This is a genomic window from Paenibacillus sp. Marseille-Q7038 (assembly GCF_965111595.1).
The window spans coordinates 435312-455924 of sequence record NZ_CBCOOM010000002.1 but is presented as its reverse complement, the minus strand read 5'-3'; the positions used below and the strand labels follow the sequence as shown (position 1 = coordinate 455924).

Genomic DNA, 20613 nt, shown 5'->3' with positions numbered 1-20613 from the left:
TACTTCATTCTCACCATGTACAGATCATTAAAACTGTAAGTTTGCTGCCAAAAGCAGCAATTCAAGTTTACCAGTCACTCAAAACAAAGTCAAACATAAAAACGAACGATTATACATAACATAAAAATATTGTTCGGGAATAGAAGTAGTTGTCCAAAAAAAATCCACTGTCCAGTGTAAAATAACACTAGTCAGTGGATCTCTTATCAATCTATCTTAAAATCCATATGGATTACCCAGCAAATGCATCCGCATGAACTCGCTCATAGTTTACGAACTTATTAAAGTTTTTCAAGAATACGAGTTCAACGGTCCCGACCGGACCATTACGCTGTTTAGCAATAATGATCTCGATAATATTTTTCTTCTCTGTATCCTGATTATAATAATCATCACGATACAAAAAGGCAACAATATCCGCATCTTGCTCGATGGAACCCGATTCACGAAGGTCACTCATCATTGGACGTTTATCTTGTCGCTGCTCTACACCACGGCTTAGCTGCGAGAGCGCGATAACAGGAACGTCTAGTTCACGGGCAATTTGCTTCAATGTACGAGAGATTTCGGATACTTCCTGCTGACGGTTCTCGCCGCTCTTGCCGCGTCCCTGAATCAGCTGGAGGTAATCGATCACAATCATACCGAGGCCCTTTTCCTTTTTCAGACGGCGACACTTAGCCCGAATATCCGCAACGGTGATTCCTGGTGTATCATCAATATATATCTCTGCTTCTGATAGAGCAGCAATCCCCATTGTCAGCTTGGACCAATCGTCGTCACCTTTAAACTCCCCGTTACGCATGACATTCGCATCGAGGTTGGCTTCTGCACAGATCATCCGCTGTACCAGCTGAGCGGCTGACATCTCGAGACTAAAGATAGCTACCGTCTCGTTTGCTCTTACCGCTACGTTCTGTGCAATGTTGAGGGCAAATGCCGTCTTCCCTACAGAAGGACGTGCCGCAACGATGATGAGGTCATTTCGCTGAAAACCACTCGTCATTTTGTCCAAATCCACAAAGCCGGAAGGAATCCCTGTTGTATTCCCCTTGTTCTGATAAAGGGTCTCTACTTTATCAAACACTTCCATGAGCACATCTCTGATGGCAATAAAGCCACTGCTGGAACGGCGATTGGAAATCTCAAGGATTTTCCGCTCGGCATCACTAAGCATTCCTGACACATCTTCTCCGCCAGCATACCCTTCACTTACAATGGTAGTCGCTGTTCGAATAAGTCTGCGGAGCATCGATTTTTCTTCAATAATCTGCGCATAATAATCCACGTTAGCCGCTGTTGGAACAGCCTGAGCCAATTTGGCAAGGTAACTTACCCCGCCGATGTCCTCAAGCTGCCCTTTATCCTGCATAAGCGAGGTAAGCGTAATAAGGTCAATTGGCTGGTTATCTTCACTAAGCTGAATCATGGATTCATAGATTAACTGATGAGACTTGTCGTAGAAATCTTCAGTCGATACCCGCTCCATAGCGGTAATCAAAGCCTCTGCTTGTAAAAGAATAGCACCTAGAACGGCCTGCTCTGCTTCAAGGTTTTGCGGTGGAACCCGGTCGAAATAAATCTCGCCGCCCATCTTATTCCTCCGTCACTTGGACCTTGAGCGTGGCTTTGACATCCGGATGGAGTTTAACACTCATCTTTGTAACCCCGAGAGAACGAATCGGTTCATCCAGCTCGATTTTCCGTTTATCGATCTTATGTCCTTGCTTGCCGAGTGCTTCCGCGATCTGTTTGCTTGTAATTGCACCAAACAATTTACCGCCTTCACCCGCTTTTGCTTTCAGTTCCACCGTTAAGGATTCCAGCTTTTTACCAAGTGCTACAGCTTCTTCTTTTTCTTGCTGTTTACGTTTCTCTTCCGCAGCATTTTGGTTTTCCAAAACTTTTACGTTACCTTCTGTTGCAGGACGTGCAAGTCCTCTTGGCAGCAAGAAGTTTGATGCGTAACCTTCAGACACCTCTTTAACTTGACCTTTTTTCCCTTGACCTTTTACATCTTTTATAAAAATGACTTTCATTCGAACAACCCCTCTTCCTTCTCGATTTCAGAAAGTACATCTAACAAACGTGATTCTGCCTCTTTAATGGGCATGTCTAGCTGAACAGCTGCATTCGTTAAATGACCGCCGCCTCCAAGTCGTTCCATAACAACTTGAACATTCATTTTACCAAGAGAACGGGCACTGATGCCAATTAATCCATCCGGACGTTCACTAACAACGAAAGAAGCAACGACATCGGTCATATTAAGTAATGAATCTGCCACCTGTGCAATGAGCAGCTGTGAAATAATCTGTCCTTCTTCGGTAACAGCTACTGCAATATGCCCATGAATCATTTTAGCATGTTTTATGATTTCTGCTTTCGCAATATATTCCTGAAGATCCTCTTTGAGCAAACGTTGCACCAAAATGGAATCCGCACCAGATCGTCTTAAATAACCTGCCGCTTCAAACGTTCTTGAACCGGTATGCATAGCAAAATGCTTCGTATCCACCGTTATACCTGCAAGCAGTGCAGTGGCTTCAAGTGGTCTAAGCTGCAATTTATCATGAATATACTGTAGTAGCTCTGTGACGAGTTCAGCTGCTGAGGAGGCATATGGCTCCAAATAGATCAGCACTGCGTCGTTTATAAATTCTTCTCCTCTGCGGTGATGGTCGACCACCACTACACGAGAAGCTTCTTGTACGAGTCTTGGTTCGATTGTCATGGATGCTTTATGTGTATCGACGATAACTAGCAAACTGTGCTCTGTGATCATCTGCTGTGCTTCTTCCGGTGTAATAAACGAAGCGCCAAGCTGCTCGTCTTTATACACCTGTTCCATTAATCTTTCAATCGAAGGATTAGATTCATCCAGCACAATGTATGCATCCACATGATATAGATTAGCAGCTTTCCATATCCCAATGGAAGCCCCGATCGCATCCATATCTGGAATTTTGTGCCCCATGATAAAGACTTGGTCACTCTCTTGCATGAGATCACGCAGAGCATGAGCAATAACCCTTGCTCTTACACGAGTTCTTTTTTCAACGGCATTGGTTTTACCGCCATAAAAAGAAAGTCGCTGACCCGCTTTTACTGCAGCCTGATCCCCGCCCCGTCCAAGTGCCATATCTAGACTCGATTGCGCGAGCTCGCCGAGCTCACGAATACTGTCTGAACCGTAGGCAAGACCAATACTGAGCGTCATTGGAACCTTCAAATCGGCTGTCATCTCACGAATATCATCGAGGATAATAAAGCGACTCATTTCGAGATCCTGCAAGGAGTTATGATTGAGAATCATTAGATACCGTTCTGAAGACAATCGTCTCAGATAGATATTGAAATCCTTAGCCCAGGAAGTAATCTCACTTGCTGCACGAGCAGTCAAGGCAGTGCGCTGCTGGTCATCCATTCCTTGGGATGCTTCATCCAGATTATCCAACATGATAATACCAAGCGCTATTTTTTCCTTCTCATATTTATCCCGAAGTGTTGCAAGCTCGGTTGTCTCATAAATGTAGATCAGCCGCTCTTCCGGATAATGTCTTAGATCATATACTTGTTCATTCATCCGATACTCAAATTGAATATCATGAGGTTGATCCTTATGATGATCTTTTTTGTCTTTCACCTTAAAGGGCAGCTGTGGAAAAAGGGTCATCAGATCATTGCCGATCAGTGTTTTCTCACCGAACATACGGGAGACAAAGCGATTATTCCACTCTATGGAGCGGTCCTCGCTGTAAAGCACAATCCCAAGCGGCAAGTTACTGACGACTTCTCCTTCTACCCTTTTAATACGTAGATTTAGTCCGCCTATATACTGATTCAGCTCTCTCCTGAAATCAAGTTCGGCTTTGACCATTACGAAACCAAGAATCGCCACGAGGACAAGACAGACAAGACCAAGCGGCCAATTATAGGCAACGAGAAATGCATCCAGAATGAGTAATAGAGCAAACGCCCAGACGGTCTGGTATCCGTGCCAGCGTTTTAAAAGAAATTTAGGCATTAAAATTCATCCTATCGTTTTGGTCTCGAAATGGCTTCACGGAGTGGGAAAGCAAGGTCAATAATTCCGATAATCCGCATGGGTCCAATCAGAACCGTCGCTACTGCAAGCAAGAAGGGCAGTATAGGATGCCATTTTTTTGCGTGAGCTACATAGAAGAAGAAACCGACGGCTTGAATCATAAAACAGAAACTAATCAGCGGAACGAAATTAAGAGCAATCATCGTCATAAAGCTAGATCCCGAGCCATCTGCAACCAGTTGTAGAATAATACCTATAAAATAATACCAAATTAAAGCTTTTGGTAATCTCCACTCTCGTACAGGCTTTAGTCTTGGAACATGAACGCCCAATCGACTAAGCACCGGACGAGCAATAGCATGTGTTATTGAAGCCATAATAAACGAAGTGACAATCAGAGCAAAAGGAATCATCTGTACGGTTGTCGTTTCAATACGCTTTGCCATTTCTTCATCTAACACCAAACCATTGGTAAGCGCATTGTTACCACCAGCTTCCGTCACCGGAGTGAGTGTGAGTGAAACTACATCCTTCATATATCCTTGAAAATCAAACTGAAAAATAGTAGTGCTGATCAGCAGCAACAACAAAAATTCAGCAAGTATCGTGCCTGTACCGGCCATAAGTGTATTTAGTGCCGGCTTTTTGTTTTTGTAGAAATGACCCATTACAATAGCTGGTATCAAAAAGAAGATAGATAACAGCAAATAAAAAGGCTCTACAATGAAAGCAATCAGAGCCACGGGGATAATATGCAGGCAGAAGGCTTTTAAGCTCAGCGAGCTATACAGAATCACCCCGGGCAAAATAATTAAAAATACACTAATAGCTGTCAGCGGTGGAGTCAGTAATGATAACAAAAGTAATAGATAAACTATACTCCATACAGCTGTTGACCAGCGAAATTTCAAATGGTTTCACCTCTTACGCATATGATCTTCGAGAGCAGAAATGTCTTTATACCAGTCTTCAAGCTGGTGACCTTCCTGTTTGTGTTTCCTCAGCTTCTCGATGAGCAGATCATCCATATCTTTGAAAGTAATCCCAAGCCTTCGTCCCAGGATGTAACTGCTCATGATGAGACTTGCAAGACTATCGCTGATTCGCGCTGTACTTCCTTCCCATAGCGCTTTAAACAAACGTGACACTTGATCCAGCATTTCAGTTTTAAGCCATTCAATTACTTTTGCGCGTTTAGCTACATCCAGTTCTTTTGGCATGCTCATGATCGTCACACTCCCGTGAAAAGCTTTATTCTCCATTATAGCATAAAAGGGAATATCCATAAAAAGGACTGCTCGGAATCTCCTGTATCAATAACGAGACCTTTTCCTCTATTTTAACCTCAATTCGTATTAAGCGATTCTTTCTCCACCATATTTTCACAATATTCAATAATTTGACTGCGACGTACAATCCCGATAAACCGATCCATATCATCGACTACTGGTACAAAATTTTGCGCTTTTGCCAGATTAATTAAGTCACCCATATTCGCATTAATGGAAACGGGTTTAATATTTACTCGAAGGGGGACATCTTTGAGGTAAAACTTTGAAGCGTTTTCAAATGTAATCTCTCCCTTAGAATTCTTCATATGCCATAGAAGATCTCCCTCTGTTACCGTACCTTTATACTTTCCATCTTTGGTTAAAATGGGGACTGCAGTAAAGCGGTGATATTCCATCCGTTCAAGGGTCTGTCTAAGCGTTGCATCCGAGGTAACCGTTGCAACCTCCTGTTTGGGCAGCAAGAAAAAAGCAATATTCATAACTAAACACTTCCTCCTTATGTTAAGGCAATAGTTAAGTATTTGTATCTCTTACATATTGCGGGTTTACTTCTTACTTAATACCATTATATTCTCATAAGACAACAAAATCAGCACCAGACTTAAAGAAATAATCGTCCAGTGCTGATCTTCTGTCCATCTATTCTGTATCTTCACTCTTTATATCGTCCGTGTTCGGTTTCATTAACGTCTCTGCAGTCGTATTTGGATCGAGCCAGTTAGTAATCAGCTCTTTAGCATACGCCAGGTAATCTTCATCTACATCATCATAGAAGATACCATTCTTTCTTACCCCTTCACCCATAATAGTGAAACTAGAAATTTCAGGGTTACTCTGAGTAAGAACTTGTTTAGCTAAGTCGATAATAAATGAAGGCTGCATATTGGTTTGGAAGTTATCTCCCATGATATCAAACAATTTAGGTATATTCGAAATTTGACTAAGACTCAGCATTTTATTAGCAACTGCATTCAAAAAGATCTGCTGACGTTTTGTTCGATTAAAGTCACTATCTTCCCGATAACGAATGTAATAAAGTGCTTCTTCTCCACTATATAGCGGCTTACCGCCTTCAATCGTAAACTGTACGTGATTTGGATTTTTGTTTACAATATCTTCTTCAATCGGCAGTTCAATACCGCCAATCGCATCGACAACTTCCTGAATGGCAGTAAAGTTAACCGTTGCATAGTAATTAATTTCCTTCTCAAGGAAATTTTCTACAGTGTTAATTGACATTTCTTCTTCCCCAAAGGCAAAAGCATGAGTGAGTTTATCATAGTCATCTTCACCATCTTTATCTGAATCGTGTCCTATAATTTGTACATACGTATCACGGGGAATCGACACGAGCAGGACTTTTGAATCTTTAGGACGAACAACCGAATAAATTACGGTATCAGAACGCCCCCGCGTTTTTTCGTAGGGTCTTGCATCCGTTCCTAGTAATAGAACAGAGAAAGGTTTCTCTTGATATACGATAGGATCTGCATTAGCTTCCCCTCTATATGATCTTTCAAGCTGATTTTTAATTGTATCTGATAAGAACAAATCAAATGCTGCAAGAGCAATTTTTTGTCTAAAAGGATAGGCTACCGCGACTAATACGACAAGGGTTACAAGCGTGATGAGTAAACCCTTTTTTTTATTGCGTTGCTTTCTTCTTGATCTAGATCTCATTGGTTCATTCCTTCTCTTAGTATGGGGTCAACAAATCCTATTTCTATTTTAGTAGGCATTGGAGGTCACAGGAGACGGTAATTCGTAATGACTACTTCTCAACGAAAACGCCTCACTTTATAATGTCCTATTATTTTTCATCATGCAACTTGTACATTTTGCTATAGTACCATAATAATCTGTAAGACGGCACCATGCAAATTGTCATATTTCTCCGGATTTTGTAACCTTTTTGGTTTATTTCTAGAAAATAGAGAAGGTATGAAGACTACGTTGATTAAATAGAGGGTCTATGAATGACTTGAAGCCACGTGGAAGCCCAGTTTTGTTTCCACTCTTTTGCACTATAGGAGTGAGCAAACCCATAGTCAAATAATTCTCTGGCTTCTCCAAAACGCTGTTCTTTGGTTTCTGCTCCCATTACAACAGTAATGAATCGTTGGCCGTTCTTTTTTGCCGTACCCGATAAGCAATATCCTGCTTCTTCCGTATATCCTGTTTTAAGACCGTCGGCCCCGCTGTAAGCATATGGACCCTTTACATTGTCCAGCATCCAGTTTGTGTTGCTCATATATAACCCTTTGTTTCTTAATTCAACTTGAGTCTGGCTTGAAAGTTTTAAAATTTCAGGATGTTGTTTAATGAGGTGAGCGGACAGTTTTGCGACATCTTTTGCCGTCATATAGTTCTCAGATGGACCGCCAGATAAAGGAGAAGAACCCGTCGCGTTATTATACTTTGTATGTACAGACAGTCCAATCGACTTTGCTTTTATATTCATTTCTTCTACAAAACGTTCCTCGGAGCCAAACGCATGCTCTGCAAGAGCAATCGTTGCATCATTTGCCGAATAAACGGATATTACTTTGAATAGTTCATTGACTGTAAATTGATCATTTTCATTTAGAGATACGTTAATCCCTGCTGATTCAGCAGCATGTTTACTGATCTTTACGGTGTCATTCCCAGAAATATGTCCTGCATCTATTTCGTCCAGAATGATAAGCTGTGTCATTAATTTAGATAAGCTTGCTGCAGGCAAAGGATGATCTCCATTAGAACTAACAATAACTTCACCTGAAGAGGCGTCCATGAGCAGGGCGGCACTAGATTGAATCGATGGTTTTCCTACTAAGCTTTCTGGCCTTATACCTATAAATATGACAGCGATGAGAACAACCAGTGTACTGCTTCGTAGGATCCATTTCTTCATCTCTATTCCCCCATTCTTCAAATTTGATAAAAAATTCGTATCTATTATATGTAATTTAAATTTACTTACAGGCTAAAATAAAAGTCTCTATTCTCTATTAAACCAATCTATATATATAGACGTAAGAAATGTTCATTTTGTCTGCATTTCCTTTAAATTTTTTTAAAAAAATATTTTTTAATTCGTAAATATGTCTTTAGCCAGCATTCATAACAACAAAAGCACAGTTTTTCACACTGCATTAGTGTAAAAACTGTGCTCAACATTCATTTATAAACAATCATTGCTAAACACTGTTTATGAGCGTAGGACTCCAATCTATACTCCACTCGTATTTTAAAGTCACTTATGCATAGTGACATGCAACATAGTGATCTGAACCTACATTACGGTACTCCGGAATCTCTTGCTTACAACGATCGGAAGCAATAGGACAGCGGGTATGAAATTTGCACCCTGAAGGTGGATTGGCCGGACTTGGGATATCCCCCTTCAGCACAATGCGTTCTCTTTTCAGCGTTGGATCTGGAATAGGTACAGCTGATAATAGAGCCTTCGTATAGGGGTGAAGCGGATTACGGAACAATTCATCCTTACTCGCCATTTCTACCATGGAACCAAGATACATAACACCAATTCTTGTACAGAGATGCTCTACTACGCTGAGGTCATGAGAGATAAACAGATACGTCAGCTGTTTTTCAGCTTGCAAATCACTAAGCAAGTTGATGATCTGAGCCTGAATGGATACATCAAGTGCCGAGACTGGTTCATCTGCCACAATAAAGTCGGGGTTTAGAATCAGCGCACGTGCGATTCCAATCCGCTGACGTTGCCCACCTGAAAATTCATGCGGATAACGATCATAATGATACGCAGAGAGACCACAAATACGTAAAGTTTCTTCTACTGTAGCTCGTACCATCTTTCTAGGAATCAGCTTATGATCTAGCAGTGCTTCACCAATCGCATCGCCTACTTTGATCCGAGGATTCAGTGAACTGAAAGGATCTTGAAATACAATCTGCATTTCCGGCCGAATGGAGCGCAGCTTCTCTTTGGATAACTTGTGAAGATCCTGCCCTTTAAAAATAACCTTGCCAGACGTTTTATCATTCAATCTAAGAATAGTTCGGCCAATGGTACTTTTACCACAGCCAGACTCTCCTACAAGCCCGAATGATTCCCCTTTATAGATGGTGAACGATACATCATCTACTGCTTTGACATCGCCGACACGATGCTGGAACACCCCGCCCGTGATCGGAAAGTATTTCTTTAAATTCTGTACTTGAATCAGCGCTTCTGTCATCGTACCATTGCCTCCTCCTCATAGAGCCAACATGCGACTTTATGTCCTTCTTCATCTTTACGCAGTGGAGGCTCTTTCTCACGGCATATGCTCATGCAAGACTCACAGCGATCGTGGAAATGACAATTCTGCCCGAGTTCAACTGGGTTCGGCACTTGACCTGGAATCGAATACAGTCGTTCCTGTCTTTGATTAATAATGGGCTTGGCCTTAAGCAGACCTTTCGTATATGGGTGCTTCGGTGCTTTGAACAATTCAAATACAGAGGCTTCTTCAATCACTTTACCTGCATACATGACTACCACATAATCAGCCATTTCCGCAACAACACCCAGATCATGGGTAATGAGCATGATAGAAGTATTGAACTTTTCTTTGATATCACGCATGAGATCAAGGATCTGTGCCTGTATGGTTACATCAAGTGCAGTCGTCGGCTCATCAGCAATGAGCAGCTTTGGATTACAGCTTAGTGCAATCGCAATCATGATCCGCTGACGCATCCCACCGCTAAGTTCATGTGGAAAAGAGTCTACGATTTTTTCTGGACGAGAAATTCCAACCAGACTAATCAGTTCAATCGCTCTCTTACGAGCTTTCTTTCTATCCAGCAGCAGGTGAATCATTAGTGGTTCACTGATCTGCTCTCCAATGGTAAGTACAGGGTTTAAGGAAGACATCGGTTCTTGAAAAATAATGGAGATGTCATTACCCCGGATTCGGCCCATATCTCTTTTATTCAGCTTAAGAAGATCTTTGCCTTCAAATAAAATTTCTCCCCCGGTGGGGTCTACCTCTAATAAACGCATCAGTGACATTGCCGTTACGCTTTTTCCGCATCCAGATTCACCAACGACACATACGGTTTCGCCTTCGCGAATCGTAAAACTCACGTCATCAACCGCCTTCACGACCCCTGCGGATGTATGAAAATGCGTTTTTAAGTTGCGGAATTCTACTAAGTCTTTTGCCATCTTCGCATCTCCTACTTTTTCATTTTAGGATCGAGCGCATCGCGTAGCCCGTCACCAATCAAGTTAATCGATACCACGGTAATCAGAATACACATACCTGGTGGAATCCAGATCCAAGGTCTCTTTCGGAACTCAATCAGTCCATTCGCTTCAGAGATCATATTGCCCCAAGATGGGGTTGGTGGAACAACACCAAGTCCTAGATAACTAAGGGTAGACTCAGATATAATGGCGCCTGCGACTCCAAGCGTTGCTGATACGATAATAATTGGAATGGTATTAGGCAGTAGATGTTTGAAAATTTTGCGACGATCACGAAGCCCAAGTGCTTCAGTAGCCTGCATAAATTCCTGCTCTCGCAGCGTCAGAATCTGACCACGGACCAAGCGAGCCAGATACGGCCATGCAAGAATCCCCATAATAAGCATTAGATAATAAATTCGATCCTTAGGTTCAACTTTCATATCAGACAGAACTGCTCCTAAGATAATAAGAAGCGGCAAAGACGGCAAAGACATAAAAATCTCACAAACACGCATAATAATCGTATCTACGAAATTTCTATAAAAACCAGCCAATGCACCCATGATAGAACCTAAAATTACAGTGATTGCAGTAGCAATAATACCAACCATAATAGATACACGTCCTGCTAACATTACACGAAGCAAAATGTCTCTTCCGAGCTTGTCAGTCCCTAACCAGTGCTCCGCATAGGGAGCTTTATTTTTGTCGATTACCTTATAATCATTTAGACTATATGGTGAAATCATGGGACCAAATATACAAATAATGATCATTAGTACTAGAATAAAAAGTCCACCTACAGCAAGCCGATTACGGGTAAAACGACGTACTGCTACACGCCATGGGGAATCTGGCTGCTTAACTGGAGCTTGAACATTCGTATTTAATGGTGCAGCCTCTATTGACAATGAAATCTCCTCCTACTTTAAACGTATTCTAGGATCAGCAACCCCATAGAGAACATCGGATAGCAAAGTTCCGAGTAATGTAAGAACCGCTAAGAATATAGTGAATCCAAGCATAAATGGATAATCCCTCATCGTAATCGATTCCAGATAAACTTGTCCTACACCAGGCCAAACGAAAATCTTCTCTAATATGATTGCTCCTCCAAATAATCCTGGAAGTTCTAGACCCATTAACGTAATCGCAGGAAGCATTGCATTTCGAAGTGCATGTTTGAAAATTACCGTTCTTTCCTTTAGACCTTTTGCACGGGCTGTACGAATATAATCCTGACGTATCACCTCGAGCATACTCGTTCTGAAATAACGCGTTAAAGATCCTGTACTAAGCATGGTAAGCACAAGAACCGGCATAAACATGTGATTAGCTACATCTAAAATATAATCCCATGTAGAACCAGGTTGGCCTGCCGTTGTCATTCCTCCTACTGGGAATAGTTTTAAATCAACAGCTAGGAATTTAATTAAAACGAGTCCTAAGAAAAAAGAAGGTAGTGACATACATAAGAATACAAAGAGCGTAACAATCTTATCGAAGAATGAATATTGAAATTTTGCTGATAAAACTCCTGTAAAAATAGCTATAATCCAACTAAACATGAGACTGAAAAATGCAATGATAAATGAATTCCACACATAATCTCCGATTACATCAGTAACAGGTCTTTTATGTTGAAGTGAGTCCCCCATATTACCGGTAATCATGTGTCCTACCCATGTGAAATACCTATCAACGACACCTTTATCGAGACCATATATTTCTCGTAATTGCTCCGCTTTTTCCGCAGTCATATTCGGGTTTTGCTGAGCTGTAATATAGTCTCCTGGAATGAGTGCTGTAATTGCAAAAACAATTATGCTGATACCGATCATCGTCGGAATCATCTGCAGCAGCCTCCGGATAATGTACTGCTTCATAATATTCCTCCCGGATTATAAGTGGATAAGCTCAGCTCTTTAATGAGCTGAGCTTATCATAATCATGCAGTTAAATTATTGTGCGAGTTCCGCTTGATAAAGAGAATATGTGAAGTCTTTATAAGGAGTAATCTCAAGTCCAGTTACACGACCATTAACAGCCCAAGCATCTCTTCTTTGGTACATTAAAATATCAGGAATTCCTTTGTTAAGTTCTTGATAAGCCTGAGCATAGATTACTTTACGTTTCTCTTGATCAAGCTCTTTTTTACCTTGTTTCATTAACTCATCATAAGCTTCGTTAGAGTATTTCACGCGGTTTTGTGCTCCGCCCGTTGTGTATACTGTTCCATCTGGATCTGGAGTAAGGCCCCAAGCCATGAAGAACATATCGAAGTCACCCTTATCTGTTTTATCAAGGATTGCATTGAAATCAAGTTTTTCTGCATTTAGCTTAATTCCAAGATCTTGATAGTTAGCAGTCATAATTGGCAAGATAGCATCAACTACTGGGTTATCAGCCGTACCAGAGAAATCAATTTCAAATTTCTCTCCATCTTTTTCACGAATACCGTCTGCACCTACTGTCCATCCAGCTTCATCTAATAATGATTTTGCTTTTTCTGTATCAAATGCATAAGCTTCAATTCCTTCGTCTGTATAAGCCCAAGATTGTTTGGACTGTGGAATATTAATGACATCTGCAAATTTACCGTAGACAGCTTCCACAATCTCAGCACGGTTCAAACCATATACCAATGCTTGACGAACTGCAGGGTCTTTAAATTTTTCCTTTTCATGGTTAATACCTACATATCCATAGCCGTTGGTAGGGAAGACATTAATGTTCAAGAAACCATAGGATTGAAGTTCCTCAATGTTATCTTCATTTACAGTTACCATGTCCATATCAATCTCACCTGTGTTAAGCATAGCAAGTTTGGTTTCATCTGTAGTTGATTTGTAGATTACATTTTTGATTTTTGGTGCACCAGCAAAGTAGTTTTCATTAGCCTCAAATATAACTTGTTGTCCTGGTTGGAAGGATTTCATAATATACTGACCTGAGCCTAGCGGCTTGTCGTTCAATGCTTTTACAGGTTCAACGTTACCTTGTTTGTAGTCTTTACCGTAGTAAGCTTCTGGGAGGAAAGGAACTGAGCCTAGGAAGTCCTTAGTAAGAGCTGTAACTTCAGTAACTTCTACCTCTACGGTATTGGCATCTACGATCTTCACGCCAGAGATTTCACTCGCCTTACCATCGTAATAGTCTTGTCCGCCTTTAATCTTGTAAGACAATGCATCGGATGGTCCATCATAACTCTTGTCATGAAGAACTTTTAGAGAGAAGTAGAAATCATTAACCGTCACTGGTGTTCCATCTGTATAAGTCACACCTGGTTTTAGTTTGAAAGTATATTTCAAACCATCTTCACTAACATCAATGCTGTCTGCCAAATGGAGAGAATATGTTCCATCACCATTCATGGTTTGGAAGAAATCAAATAGGATAATGTTAACCATATCATCATAAGCAGAATCTTGGAAAAGTGGGTTAAATACACCCTTAGGAGAAGTGACCCCTACAATCAACGTATCCTTACGTTCTGTTGCTGTTGGTGGATTTTGTGACATGTCCAATGCCTCAAACAAACCATCGTTCTTTGTAGCATCTTCAGCAGGTGTTTCTGGTGTCTCTGCTGGTGTTTCAGTGTTTGGTGTATCCCCCGGAGTTTGTTCTGCCGTTTGTCCGCCAGTGCATGCTGCAAGTACCGTTACCAGCATAAGCATGATCACTAGCATTAGCGAAAATCTCTTTCTCATGTAAATCCTCCTTATAAAATCATAATGTTTATAAATTATCAGGATAAAATATATGAAAATTATCCATGAATAATTACAGAGTTACTAAGAAAGACTGACCATGATGATAGGGAAACAACGTGAGTAGATTTGAAATAATGAGTGGTAGATATACATGTATATGAATCTATATAGGTAGAGTATTCTTGATGTGAGGTTAAAAATATAGATAGAATTAGCGGAAACGTAGTACTAGAGAAGCATACTTTTAGACCATCGGTCAATAAATGTAATATCATCCTATTTATTGGTATTAAATAATTTATTGTAATGATACGTGTAAATTTTACTAACGTCAATCTTTTTTTACATTTAACTGATATTTAGCGTTTATTTTTATTTATTAGGGGTAGGAGTTAATTTTCTGGAATATGTGTATTATTTAATAGATGACAGGATATTGTTATATTTCATGAAAGCGTAGCATATATATAACATATATATTACACATTAAATAAGATAGGAATATTAGTGTGAGTAAACGTAACGCAAACAAAATATAGAATCATGTATATTTTATCGTTATTGTTTAGAAGAGGAACTTTTTGTTGGTATAAACGTATCGCGGCTAAACAACTTTTTTAGAACTTTTTTCCTATTATACAATTCTACTTTGTTATTTCAAGTGAAATCTACTATGAATTGTAAACATCTTGTGAAAGATTTCAGAAAATAAAAAAGGCCCTGCTTTGGCAGGACCAGATATAAGAGAAAATAAGTTTATAATATCTATTTTTGATACTTTTCTTACATTTAATCTTCACTGGATTCTAGATCTTTAGCGTTTAGTTCATATCCCGGTGGCCTTTTGCCGCGCTGCAGCTCAGCTATACTATAGCCAAAATCATACTGTAGATGAGGATAGTCAGGAAAACTAATCCAATCGCCTCCCCATTCAAACCCGAGTTCTTTAGCGATATCTACAATCTCCATCCAATCAGACTTTCCATTTCCATTTCCATCATATTCTATATCCCATATCACTTTGTCTGCTGAGACCCTAATCGCAAAATCAATCGCCAGTCCATAATTATGATAGGATTCCCCGCCTCTAGCAGAAGTTACAATTTGTCCTGCTGTCGATCGTCCTTGTTCAAAGAGTTCATCTTGTCTCTCTTCACTTCGGTATCCTTCTGTAATGACAATCTTTATTCCGCTCTTTCTTGCGCGTTCTACTAATTGATTTTGCTTTTCAGCAACAACCGGGTGTAATCCAGTTACTTCAAACTGTTCTTCTTCTGCCTCTCTAAAAAAAGGTAGGCTCCAATTAATACGGAAAGTGTCCGACTGCGAAATATAATATACAAGTCCCAAGAGCAACAGCATTAAAAATAAACGTCCTGAAGTCCCGCGTCTTTGATGTGTTTGCCTTCTCATAACCACTCCTATATTTTATCTATCCTATCATTATATTTTGTATAATAGGACGATCACAACGTCATACCAATATTTCCATAGTTAACAATCGCTTTATATAAATAGAATAGAGTTTTGTATGTAATTATTAAACAAAAAAAACAACCTGCTGTAAACAGCAGGTTGTTCTCGATCACTGAACCTGAAACTATTCAGTTGTGTACGGAAGCAATGCGATTTGACGGGAGCGTTTGATTGCAATCGTCAGCATGCGTTGGTATTTTGCACTCGTGCCAGTAACACGACGTGGCAAAATTTTTCCGCGTTCACTGATAAATTTACGAAGCAGGTCCGTATCTTTATAGTCAATGTGAGTAATTTTGTTAACAGTGAAGAAACAAACTTTACGACGTTTATTACGGCCGCCACGACGTGCCGGTCTTTTATCGTCTCCGCCTTCTCTTTGTTTGAAGCCCATGCTATTCAGTCCTTCCTAATTAAAATGGCAAATCATCATCCGAAATATCAATCGGTTTACCGTCATCCGAAAAAGGATCCTGATTGTTCCGTGAGAAATTATTGTTCCCTCGGTTACCGTTGCCGCCGCCTCCGAATGAAGGCTCTTCACGCACAGTTCCACCGCTATTTGTGTTACCACCATCACGGCTAGATTCCAAGAAACGAACGTTATCAGCAATAACTTCAGTAACGTATACACGTTTACCTTCGCTATTCTCATAATTACGTACTTGAATGCGTCCCTCGACGGCTGTTAGACGGCCTTTACGCAAATAATTTGCACAAGTTTCCGCTAGCTGTCTCCAGGTAACGACCGGTATAAAATCAGCTTCCCGTTCTCCACCTTGACTTGTAAACGGTCGGTCTACAGCAAGCGTGAATTGAGTCACGGCTACTCCAGCAGGAGTATAACGTAATTCAGGGTCACGGGTTAACCGGCCAATCAGAATGACTCGGTTCAACAATCTAATCCCCTCCTTCTGAGCGTAATTATTACAAAAATCATGTTTTACGGATTAAGCAACATCGTTCGTAATGAGATAACGAATTACTTCGTCAGAAATTTTCATGAGACGTTCCAACTCGGAAACGACAGCTGGTTCAGCGTTGAAGTTAACCAACACATAGTGACCATCACGGAATTTCTTAATCTCATACGCAAGACGGCGTTTACCCAAAACATCATGTTTTGTAATTTCCCCGCCATTGGAGATGATGCCTTGGAATTTTTCGACTGCAGCTTGAACAGCTTCTTGTTCAATATCAGGACGAATAATGTACATCACTTCGTATTTGCGCATAACTATACACCTCCTTATGGACATAAGGCCCTCTAGCTTAGCTGAGAGCAAGGAACGAGAATAAAAACTCGCACCACTTCAATATAACATTTTCATGATATGAGTGCAAGCACATGTTCTCTTTTACCATCAGATTCCCGAACATGATTGGAATGCAATTTGCACACAATAATTAGGCACTACAATATAAGGAGGGATACGAATGGGTGAAAGAACAGAATTCGAACCAGGAGATAAAGCACCAAATGACGGAGAATACACCGAGGTTGGCGAGGCCAGTTTTCACACAGAGATCAACAACCCCAAACGAGTTAAGCTAAAAAAAGGCGATGCGTTCCCGGAAACAACAAATAAAGATCGTAAATGGAAGAAGCTTACCAAAGCCCGGGTCCATTAATTATTACTAAATAATTTCATTTGCTGCTTACGTTTATTTTTCTTATTACCGGATATAATACAGTTAAGGCAGTGCTCAAGGAGAGGTGTGGTTCCGTTGGATGATTTGAAGACCGAGCCGGACATTCGTTTAAAGGAGGGTCTTGATCGTGGCAAATAGAAGCGGAAGGTAATGTGCGGAAGATGAAATAAATGGATTCAGATGCACTGGTATTGCTTGGCAGTACACCGAGTTTCTTACGATTTGTTACGTGAAGATGTTTTCTTTACCAATACGCACTGCCTTCCGAGAAGGACCCTTTAGGGTCCTTTTTTGGTTTCTATAAAAGACAAATACTCTATAATGAATGGCTGAAAAAATCCATATACACGAAAAAACCTCTTACGTTGTAAACGTAAGAGGTGCGTCCGTATTTTTAGGTTTAGGTTCATTCATTTAGTTAAATGGCGGAAAGAGAGGGATTCGAACCCTCGCACGCCGTGAGGCGCCTAACTGATTTCGAGTCAGTCCCCTTATAACCTCTTGGGTACCTTTCCGCAGCAAGATTCATTATATCAAAAAAGTCTTCTATTAGCAAGAAAAGATTGCCCCAATCTGTTACCTATTCTGACTGAGGCTCTTCAGATGAGCGAAGTACTTTTTTGAAGTTTTTCTCGAATTTTGCTCTAGGAACAAGTACACTATGCTTACATCCAACACACTTAATACGGATATCCATTCCCATGCGTATAATCTCCATCTCATTGCTTCCACATGGATGTGGTTTTTTCATCTGAACGATGTCACCAAGACCATAAATTTTACGCTCCACCTGATCCATCTCCTGTCTCATCATCTTCCCTTGAAGCCGCACTCTCTAACTCAGCCATACGAACGGTTTCTTGATATTCGAGAGCTTCCTTCACATCCATTTGGATGTCACGCTGCACTGCATTATTCATATTCGGCAGACACTCGGCTACAACACGGATCACATACTCAGATGTTGTCATAGACTGAATTCCAACAACCTCAGGAACAGTCAGTACATTGGTATTACGTTCTGGCAGGTCGCGTACAGCCTCTTTTACAAGCCGCATTGCTTCACCCAGTCGTTCTTCACCTTTCATCGGAATATCTACCACAGCTCTTGAGTTAGCCATTGAGAAGTTAGTAACTGTGGTGATTCCTCCGTTAGGGATGATATGAACCTCTCCAGTGAAACTAACAATCTTCGTTGTTCTTAAACCAATCATCTCCACTGTGCCTTTTAAGATGCCCGTTTGGATGACATCACCAACAGCAAATTGGTCTTCAAATATAATAAAAAAACCGGTTATTACGTCTTTGACTAAACTTTGTGCACCAAAACCAATAGCTAATCCAAGTACACCAGCACTAGCTAACACGGGTGCTAGATCTACACCTAATTGACTAAGAATAAGGAGTACCAGAATGAAGTTACATACCATGGAAACCACATTTTTCACAAGTTCTCCAACGGTGTTAACTCTACGAGTATTAAGTCTAATTCTTCTGTCCGAATTATTATTAAGTAAGGACTTATCGATGATTCCATGCAGTACTTTGATAACAATCCGCGTTAGAATAAATACAATAAGAATCTGTAACAGAACACCTGTGTAGCGAATCCACATGTCAGCATCGGTGAACCAATTCCATATACCATCTGTAATTTTCTGAACCCAGCTCACAGCTTCCTCAACTGTTTCTTCCACTTTTCCACTATCTGATTCTTCCGGTAAATTTGTTGCACCGGTCAATAACATTAACGGCCAATCCACTCTTTATTCACCTCTTAAGTAACAATCTTTACTTTATCTCTATATACCCTGTGCCTTCTTTTCGAAAGATACCGCGAATTTCAACCTTCTCTGTCATGATAACATACTTTACTTTGTCCAGAAATTGCTCAGGAAACTGAATAGATAAGGCACAGCCTGCCGTAATTTCTTTAGGGGTAGGATAGGTATCGATCTCAACCTCCGCATACTCTAGCAGCATTTCTGCATAGATAGCTTGCTGTGTTGAGTCAAAAGCAATCGTAATCCACGTATCCATTGGAATACTCCTTATCTATGATGGTCTAGTAAGTATAAAATCCACCATTCTTCCATATACTAGTACTACTATTCCAAGCACGAAAGGAAGATAGTGCGACTATGAATCGTATTCCAAAAGCTTTATCTTCACAGGACATGCCTGGCCTGAAAATATCCCATACGGATCCAGGCATCGCATCAGCCATTGTTCATCGCTTACTATTCTATCTATTTCAGGCACCTGCCCATAAAGAAATCGTCATCGTCTGCATCGGAACGGATCGCTCAACAGGCGATTGTCTTGGTCCTCTTGTCGGTACATCTCTATCCAAGTTAAAGAGTCCCATCTACCACCTATACGGTACACTAGAGGAACCCGTTCATGCAATGAATCTGCAAGATACACTGGATGAAATTTATTCCACACATGCTGACCCTTATGTCATTGGTATCGATGCCTGTCTTGGACAATCTTCTAGTGTAGGCTGCATTCAGGTAGCTGCAGGACCACTCCGCCCAGGAGCAGGTGTAAATAAAGAATTACCGCCGGTCGGCGATATCCATTTGACTGGTATCGTTAACGTCGGCGGCTTTATGGAGTATTTCGTACTGCAGAATACTCGGCTTAGTCTTGTCGTCCGCATGGCAGAAGTTATCTCCCACAGTTTATATGATGCACTTACAGAATGGCATAAACGTGTTACGCTTCTTGCTGTGCAAGAACAATAGCTTCTTTTTCCTCGTTGGATAAGGAATACGTTGATTCTCCCCCTTTTAGGGGCTTAGCATATACATACGAACCATCGCGATTATATAACCCGGTTAACAAGAGTCCATCGCTCTGTTCATTCAGCATGGCAACAGAGAAACTTAGATCTGTCCCCCGCTCTCCATATGCATTATAACGTTTTACTCCTATTTTCCCTTGGACTTGATTCAACTTCGTAATCGCCTTTGTAATATCATCTTTGTTCTCAGCTTGCATATCCTCAATGGAATCCATCTGAACTTTAAGCTGAAAAAGTAAGGATTCTAAATCTTCCACTCCTGTACTAGACATTAAGTTATCATAGTTTTTACGAAGCCTACGCATCTTTGTAGCTTGGACAATCATCATGATTAAAAGAACAAGAACAATTAACAAAATACCGAAAATAATCATAGGTAATTGTTCCAGGATCAGCTCATTCATATCTGTCATTTATTG

Annotated in this window: 23 protein-coding genes and 1 tRNA gene; 2 read left to right on the top strand and 22 right to left on the bottom strand. The window is 40.7% G+C overall.

The features are described 5' to 3' along the window. Nucleotides 1–232: 232 nt before the first annotated feature. The 17 genes from dnaB to rpsF all read right to left on the bottom strand — a co-directional run bounded on the left by dnaB (nucleotide 233) and on the right by rpsF (nucleotide 16967). Entirely contained in the window at nucleotides 233–1594 is a 1362-nt protein-coding gene (gene dnaB, locus ACWPWY_RS19350; protein ID WP_160035559.1) for a replicative DNA helicase, read from the bottom strand. A gap of 1 nt (nucleotide 1595) precedes the next feature. After that, a complete protein-coding gene (rplI, locus tag ACWPWY_RS19345) occupies nucleotides 1596–2039 on the bottom strand; it encodes a 50S ribosomal protein L9 (protein ID WP_454193252.1) in 444 nt (147 codons plus the stop codon). Then, nucleotides 2036–4027, bottom strand: coding sequence for a DHH family phosphoesterase (locus tag ACWPWY_RS19340; protein WP_454193251.1), 1992 nt, complete (start codon nucleotides 4025–4027; stop codon nucleotides 2036–2038). The genes rplI and ACWPWY_RS19340 overlap by 4 nt, the downstream gene beginning before the upstream one ends. 11 nt (nucleotides 4028–4038) lie before the next feature. Continuing rightward, complete coding sequence (locus tag ACWPWY_RS19335) at nucleotides 4039–4959, bottom strand: DUF2232 domain-containing protein (RefSeq protein ID WP_454193250.1); 921 nt, start codon at nucleotides 4957–4959, stop codon at nucleotides 4039–4041. 6 nt (nucleotides 4960–4965) lie between these two features. Continuing rightward, the gene (locus tag ACWPWY_RS19330) at nucleotides 4966–5268 is read right to left on the bottom strand and encodes a MazG-like family protein (RefSeq protein WP_454193900.1); all 303 of its coding nucleotides are present in this window, start codon (nucleotides 5266–5268) and stop codon (nucleotides 4966–4968) included. Between the two features lie 125 nt (nucleotides 5269–5393). Continuing rightward, nucleotides 5394–5819 carry a CBS domain-containing protein gene (locus ACWPWY_RS19325; protein WP_454193249.1) on the bottom strand — a complete coding sequence of 142 codons (426 nt, stop codon included), beginning with the start codon at nucleotides 5817–5819 and terminating at the stop codon, nucleotides 5394–5396. Between the two features lie 160 nt (nucleotides 5820–5979). After that, the gene (locus ACWPWY_RS19320) at nucleotides 5980–7020 is read right to left on the bottom strand and encodes an LCP family protein (protein ID WP_454193248.1); all 1041 of its coding nucleotides are present in this window, start codon (nucleotides 7018–7020) and stop codon (nucleotides 5980–5982) included. Between the two features lie 277 nt (nucleotides 7021–7297). Further along, on the bottom strand, nucleotides 7298–8233 hold the full coding sequence (locus ACWPWY_RS19315) for a D-alanyl-D-alanine carboxypeptidase family protein (RefSeq protein WP_454193247.1): 936 nt from the start codon (nucleotides 8231–8233) through the stop codon (nucleotides 7298–7300). Between the two features lie 346 nt (nucleotides 8234–8579). Continuing rightward, nucleotides 8580–9545, bottom strand: coding sequence for an ABC transporter ATP-binding protein (locus ACWPWY_RS19310; RefSeq protein ID WP_454193246.1), 966 nt, complete (start codon nucleotides 9543–9545; stop codon nucleotides 8580–8582). Then, a complete protein-coding gene (locus tag ACWPWY_RS19305; protein ID WP_454193245.1) occupies nucleotides 9542–10519 on the bottom strand; it encodes an ABC transporter ATP-binding protein in 978 nt (325 codons plus the stop codon). The genes ACWPWY_RS19310 and ACWPWY_RS19305 overlap by 4 nt, the downstream gene beginning before the upstream one ends. Before the next feature lie 11 nt (nucleotides 10520–10530). Continuing rightward, nucleotides 10531–11454 carry an oligopeptide ABC transporter permease gene (gene opp4C, locus ACWPWY_RS19300; protein ID WP_454193244.1) on the bottom strand — a complete coding sequence of 308 codons (924 nt, stop codon included), beginning with the start codon at nucleotides 11452–11454 and terminating at the stop codon, nucleotides 10531–10533. 12 nt (nucleotides 11455–11466) lie between these two features. Next, nucleotides 11467–12429 carry an ABC transporter permease gene (locus tag ACWPWY_RS19295; protein WP_454193243.1) on the bottom strand — a complete coding sequence of 321 codons (963 nt, stop codon included), beginning with the start codon at nucleotides 12427–12429 and terminating at the stop codon, nucleotides 11467–11469. A 75-nt stretch (nucleotides 12430–12504) separates the two neighbouring features. Then, on the bottom strand, nucleotides 12505–14253 hold the full coding sequence (locus ACWPWY_RS19290) for an ABC transporter substrate-binding protein (RefSeq protein ID WP_454193242.1): 1749 nt from the start codon (nucleotides 14251–14253) through the stop codon (nucleotides 12505–12507). A gap of 792 nt (nucleotides 14254–15045) precedes the next feature. Beyond that, entirely contained in the window at nucleotides 15046–15669 is a 624-nt protein-coding gene (locus tag ACWPWY_RS19285) for a M15 family metallopeptidase (protein ID WP_454193241.1), read from the bottom strand. 187 nt (nucleotides 15670–15856) lie between these two features. Further along, the gene (gene rpsR, locus ACWPWY_RS19280; protein WP_160035535.1) at nucleotides 15857–16126 is read right to left on the bottom strand and encodes a 30S ribosomal protein S18; all 270 of its coding nucleotides are present in this window, start codon (nucleotides 16124–16126) and stop codon (nucleotides 15857–15859) included. A gap of 19 nt (nucleotides 16127–16145) precedes the next feature. Next, a complete protein-coding gene (gene ssb, locus ACWPWY_RS19275; RefSeq protein ID WP_454193240.1) occupies nucleotides 16146–16631 on the bottom strand; it encodes a single-stranded DNA-binding protein in 486 nt (161 codons plus the stop codon). A 51-nt stretch (nucleotides 16632–16682) separates the two neighbouring features. Beyond that, complete coding sequence (gene rpsF, locus ACWPWY_RS19270; RefSeq protein ID WP_160035531.1) at nucleotides 16683–16967, bottom strand: 30S ribosomal protein S6; 285 nt, start codon at nucleotides 16965–16967, stop codon at nucleotides 16683–16685. A gap of 202 nt (nucleotides 16968–17169) precedes the next feature. On the opposite strand from rpsF, the gene ACWPWY_RS19265 reads away from it, so the two are divergent. After that, nucleotides 17170–17364, top strand: coding sequence for a YjzC family protein (locus tag ACWPWY_RS19265; RefSeq protein WP_191802387.1), 195 nt, complete (start codon nucleotides 17170–17172; stop codon nucleotides 17362–17364). A 444-nt stretch (nucleotides 17365–17808) separates the two neighbouring features. On the opposite strand, the gene ACWPWY_RS19260 is transcribed toward ACWPWY_RS19265, so the two are convergent. From ACWPWY_RS19260 to ACWPWY_RS19245, 4 genes are all read right to left on the bottom strand, one after another. Continuing rightward, nucleotides 17809–17900, bottom strand: a tRNA-Ser gene (locus ACWPWY_RS19260). A 65-nt stretch (nucleotides 17901–17965) separates the two neighbouring features. Beyond that, nucleotides 17966–18175, bottom strand: a complete 210-nt coding sequence (locus ACWPWY_RS19255) for a DUF951 domain-containing protein (protein ID WP_191802385.1) — start codon at nucleotides 18173–18175, stop codon at nucleotides 17966–17968. Further along, complete coding sequence (locus ACWPWY_RS19250) at nucleotides 18165–19133, bottom strand: mechanosensitive ion channel family protein (protein ID WP_454193899.1); 969 nt, start codon at nucleotides 19131–19133, stop codon at nucleotides 18165–18167. Before ACWPWY_RS19250 ends, ACWPWY_RS19255 begins: the two co-directional genes overlap by 11 nt. Before the next feature lie 43 nt (nucleotides 19134–19176). Next, complete coding sequence (locus ACWPWY_RS19245; protein WP_191802383.1) at nucleotides 19177–19425, bottom strand: DUF3343 domain-containing protein; 249 nt, start codon at nucleotides 19423–19425, stop codon at nucleotides 19177–19179. A 101-nt stretch (nucleotides 19426–19526) separates the two neighbouring features. On the opposite strand from ACWPWY_RS19245, the gene yyaC reads away from it, so the two are divergent. Then, nucleotides 19527–20135: a spore protease YyaC gene (yyaC, locus tag ACWPWY_RS19240; RefSeq protein WP_454193239.1), complete on the top strand. Its 609-nt coding sequence runs from the start codon at nucleotides 19527–19529 to the stop codon at nucleotides 20133–20135. Here the strand turns inward: yyaC and ACWPWY_RS19235 are convergent. Further along, entirely contained in the window at nucleotides 20107–20607 is a 501-nt protein-coding gene (locus tag ACWPWY_RS19235) for a DUF4446 family protein (protein WP_454193238.1), read from the bottom strand. The genes yyaC and ACWPWY_RS19235 overlap by 29 nt on opposite strands. Nucleotides 20608–20613: the final 6 nt, after the last annotated feature.

Bases quoted from the DNA above. Each gene is read 5' to 3' on its own strand.
- ACWPWY_RS19325 (WP_454193249.1), bottom strand. From the start codon at position 5,819: ATGAATATTGCTTTTTTCTTGCTGCCCAAACAGGAGGTTGCAACGGTT.
- ACWPWY_RS19285 (WP_454193241.1), bottom strand. From the start codon at position 15,669: ATGAGAAGGCAAACACATCAAAGACGCGGGACTTCAGGACGTTTATTT.
- ACWPWY_RS19305 (WP_454193245.1), bottom strand. From the start codon at position 10,519: ATGGCAAAAGACTTAGTAGAATTCCGCAACTTAAAAACGCATTTTCAT.
- ACWPWY_RS19290 (WP_454193242.1), bottom strand. From the start codon at position 14,253: ATGAGAAAGAGATTTTCGCTAATGCTAGTGATCATGCTTATGCTGGTA.
- rpsF (WP_160035531.1), bottom strand. From the start codon at position 16,967: ATGCGCAAATACGAAGTGATGTACATTATTCGTCCTGATATTGAACAA.
- ACWPWY_RS19265 (WP_191802387.1), top strand. From the start codon at position 17,170: ATGGGTGAAAGAACAGAATTCGAACCAGGAGATAAAGCACCAAATGAC.
- ACWPWY_RS19310 (WP_454193246.1), bottom strand. From the start codon at position 9,545: ATGACAGAAGCGCTGATTCAAGTACAGAATTTAAAGAAATACTTTCCG.
- rplI (WP_454193252.1), bottom strand. From the start codon at position 2,039: ATGAAAGTCATTTTTATAAAAGATGTAAAAGGTCAAGGGAAAAAAGGT.
- ACWPWY_RS19295 (WP_454193243.1), bottom strand. From the start codon at position 12,429: ATGAAGCAGTACATTATCCGGAGGCTGCTGCAGATGATTCCGACGATG.
- dnaB (WP_160035559.1), bottom strand. From the start codon at position 1,594: ATGGGCGGCGAGATTTATTTCGACCGGGTTCCACCGCAAAACCTTGAA.
- ACWPWY_RS19250 (WP_454193899.1), bottom strand. From the start codon at position 19,133: ATGTTATTGACCGGTGCAACAAATTTACCGGAAGAATCAGATAGTGGA.
- yyaC (WP_454193239.1), top strand. From the start codon at position 19,527: ATGAATCGTATTCCAAAAGCTTTATCTTCACAGGACATGCCTGGCCTG.
- ACWPWY_RS19245 (WP_191802383.1), bottom strand. From the start codon at position 19,425: ATGGATACGTGGATTACGATTGCTTTTGACTCAACACAGCAAGCTATC.
- ACWPWY_RS19315 (WP_454193247.1), bottom strand. From the start codon at position 8,233: ATGAAGAAATGGATCCTACGAAGCAGTACACTGGTTGTTCTCATCGCT.
- ACWPWY_RS19340 (WP_454193251.1), bottom strand. From the start codon at position 4,027: ATGCCTAAATTTCTTTTAAAACGCTGGCACGGATACCAGACCGTCTGG.
- rpsR (WP_160035535.1), bottom strand. From the start codon at position 16,126: ATGGGCTTCAAACAAAGAGAAGGCGGAGACGATAAAAGACCGGCACGT.
- ACWPWY_RS19330 (WP_454193900.1), bottom strand. From the start codon at position 5,268: ATGCCAAAAGAACTGGATGTAGCTAAACGCGCAAAAGTAATTGAATGG.
- ACWPWY_RS19235 (WP_454193238.1), bottom strand. From the start codon at position 20,607: ATGACAGATATGAATGAGCTGATCCTGGAACAATTACCTATGATTATT.
- ACWPWY_RS19320 (WP_454193248.1), bottom strand. From the start codon at position 7,020: ATGAGATCTAGATCAAGAAGAAAGCAACGCAATAAAAAAAAGGGTTTA.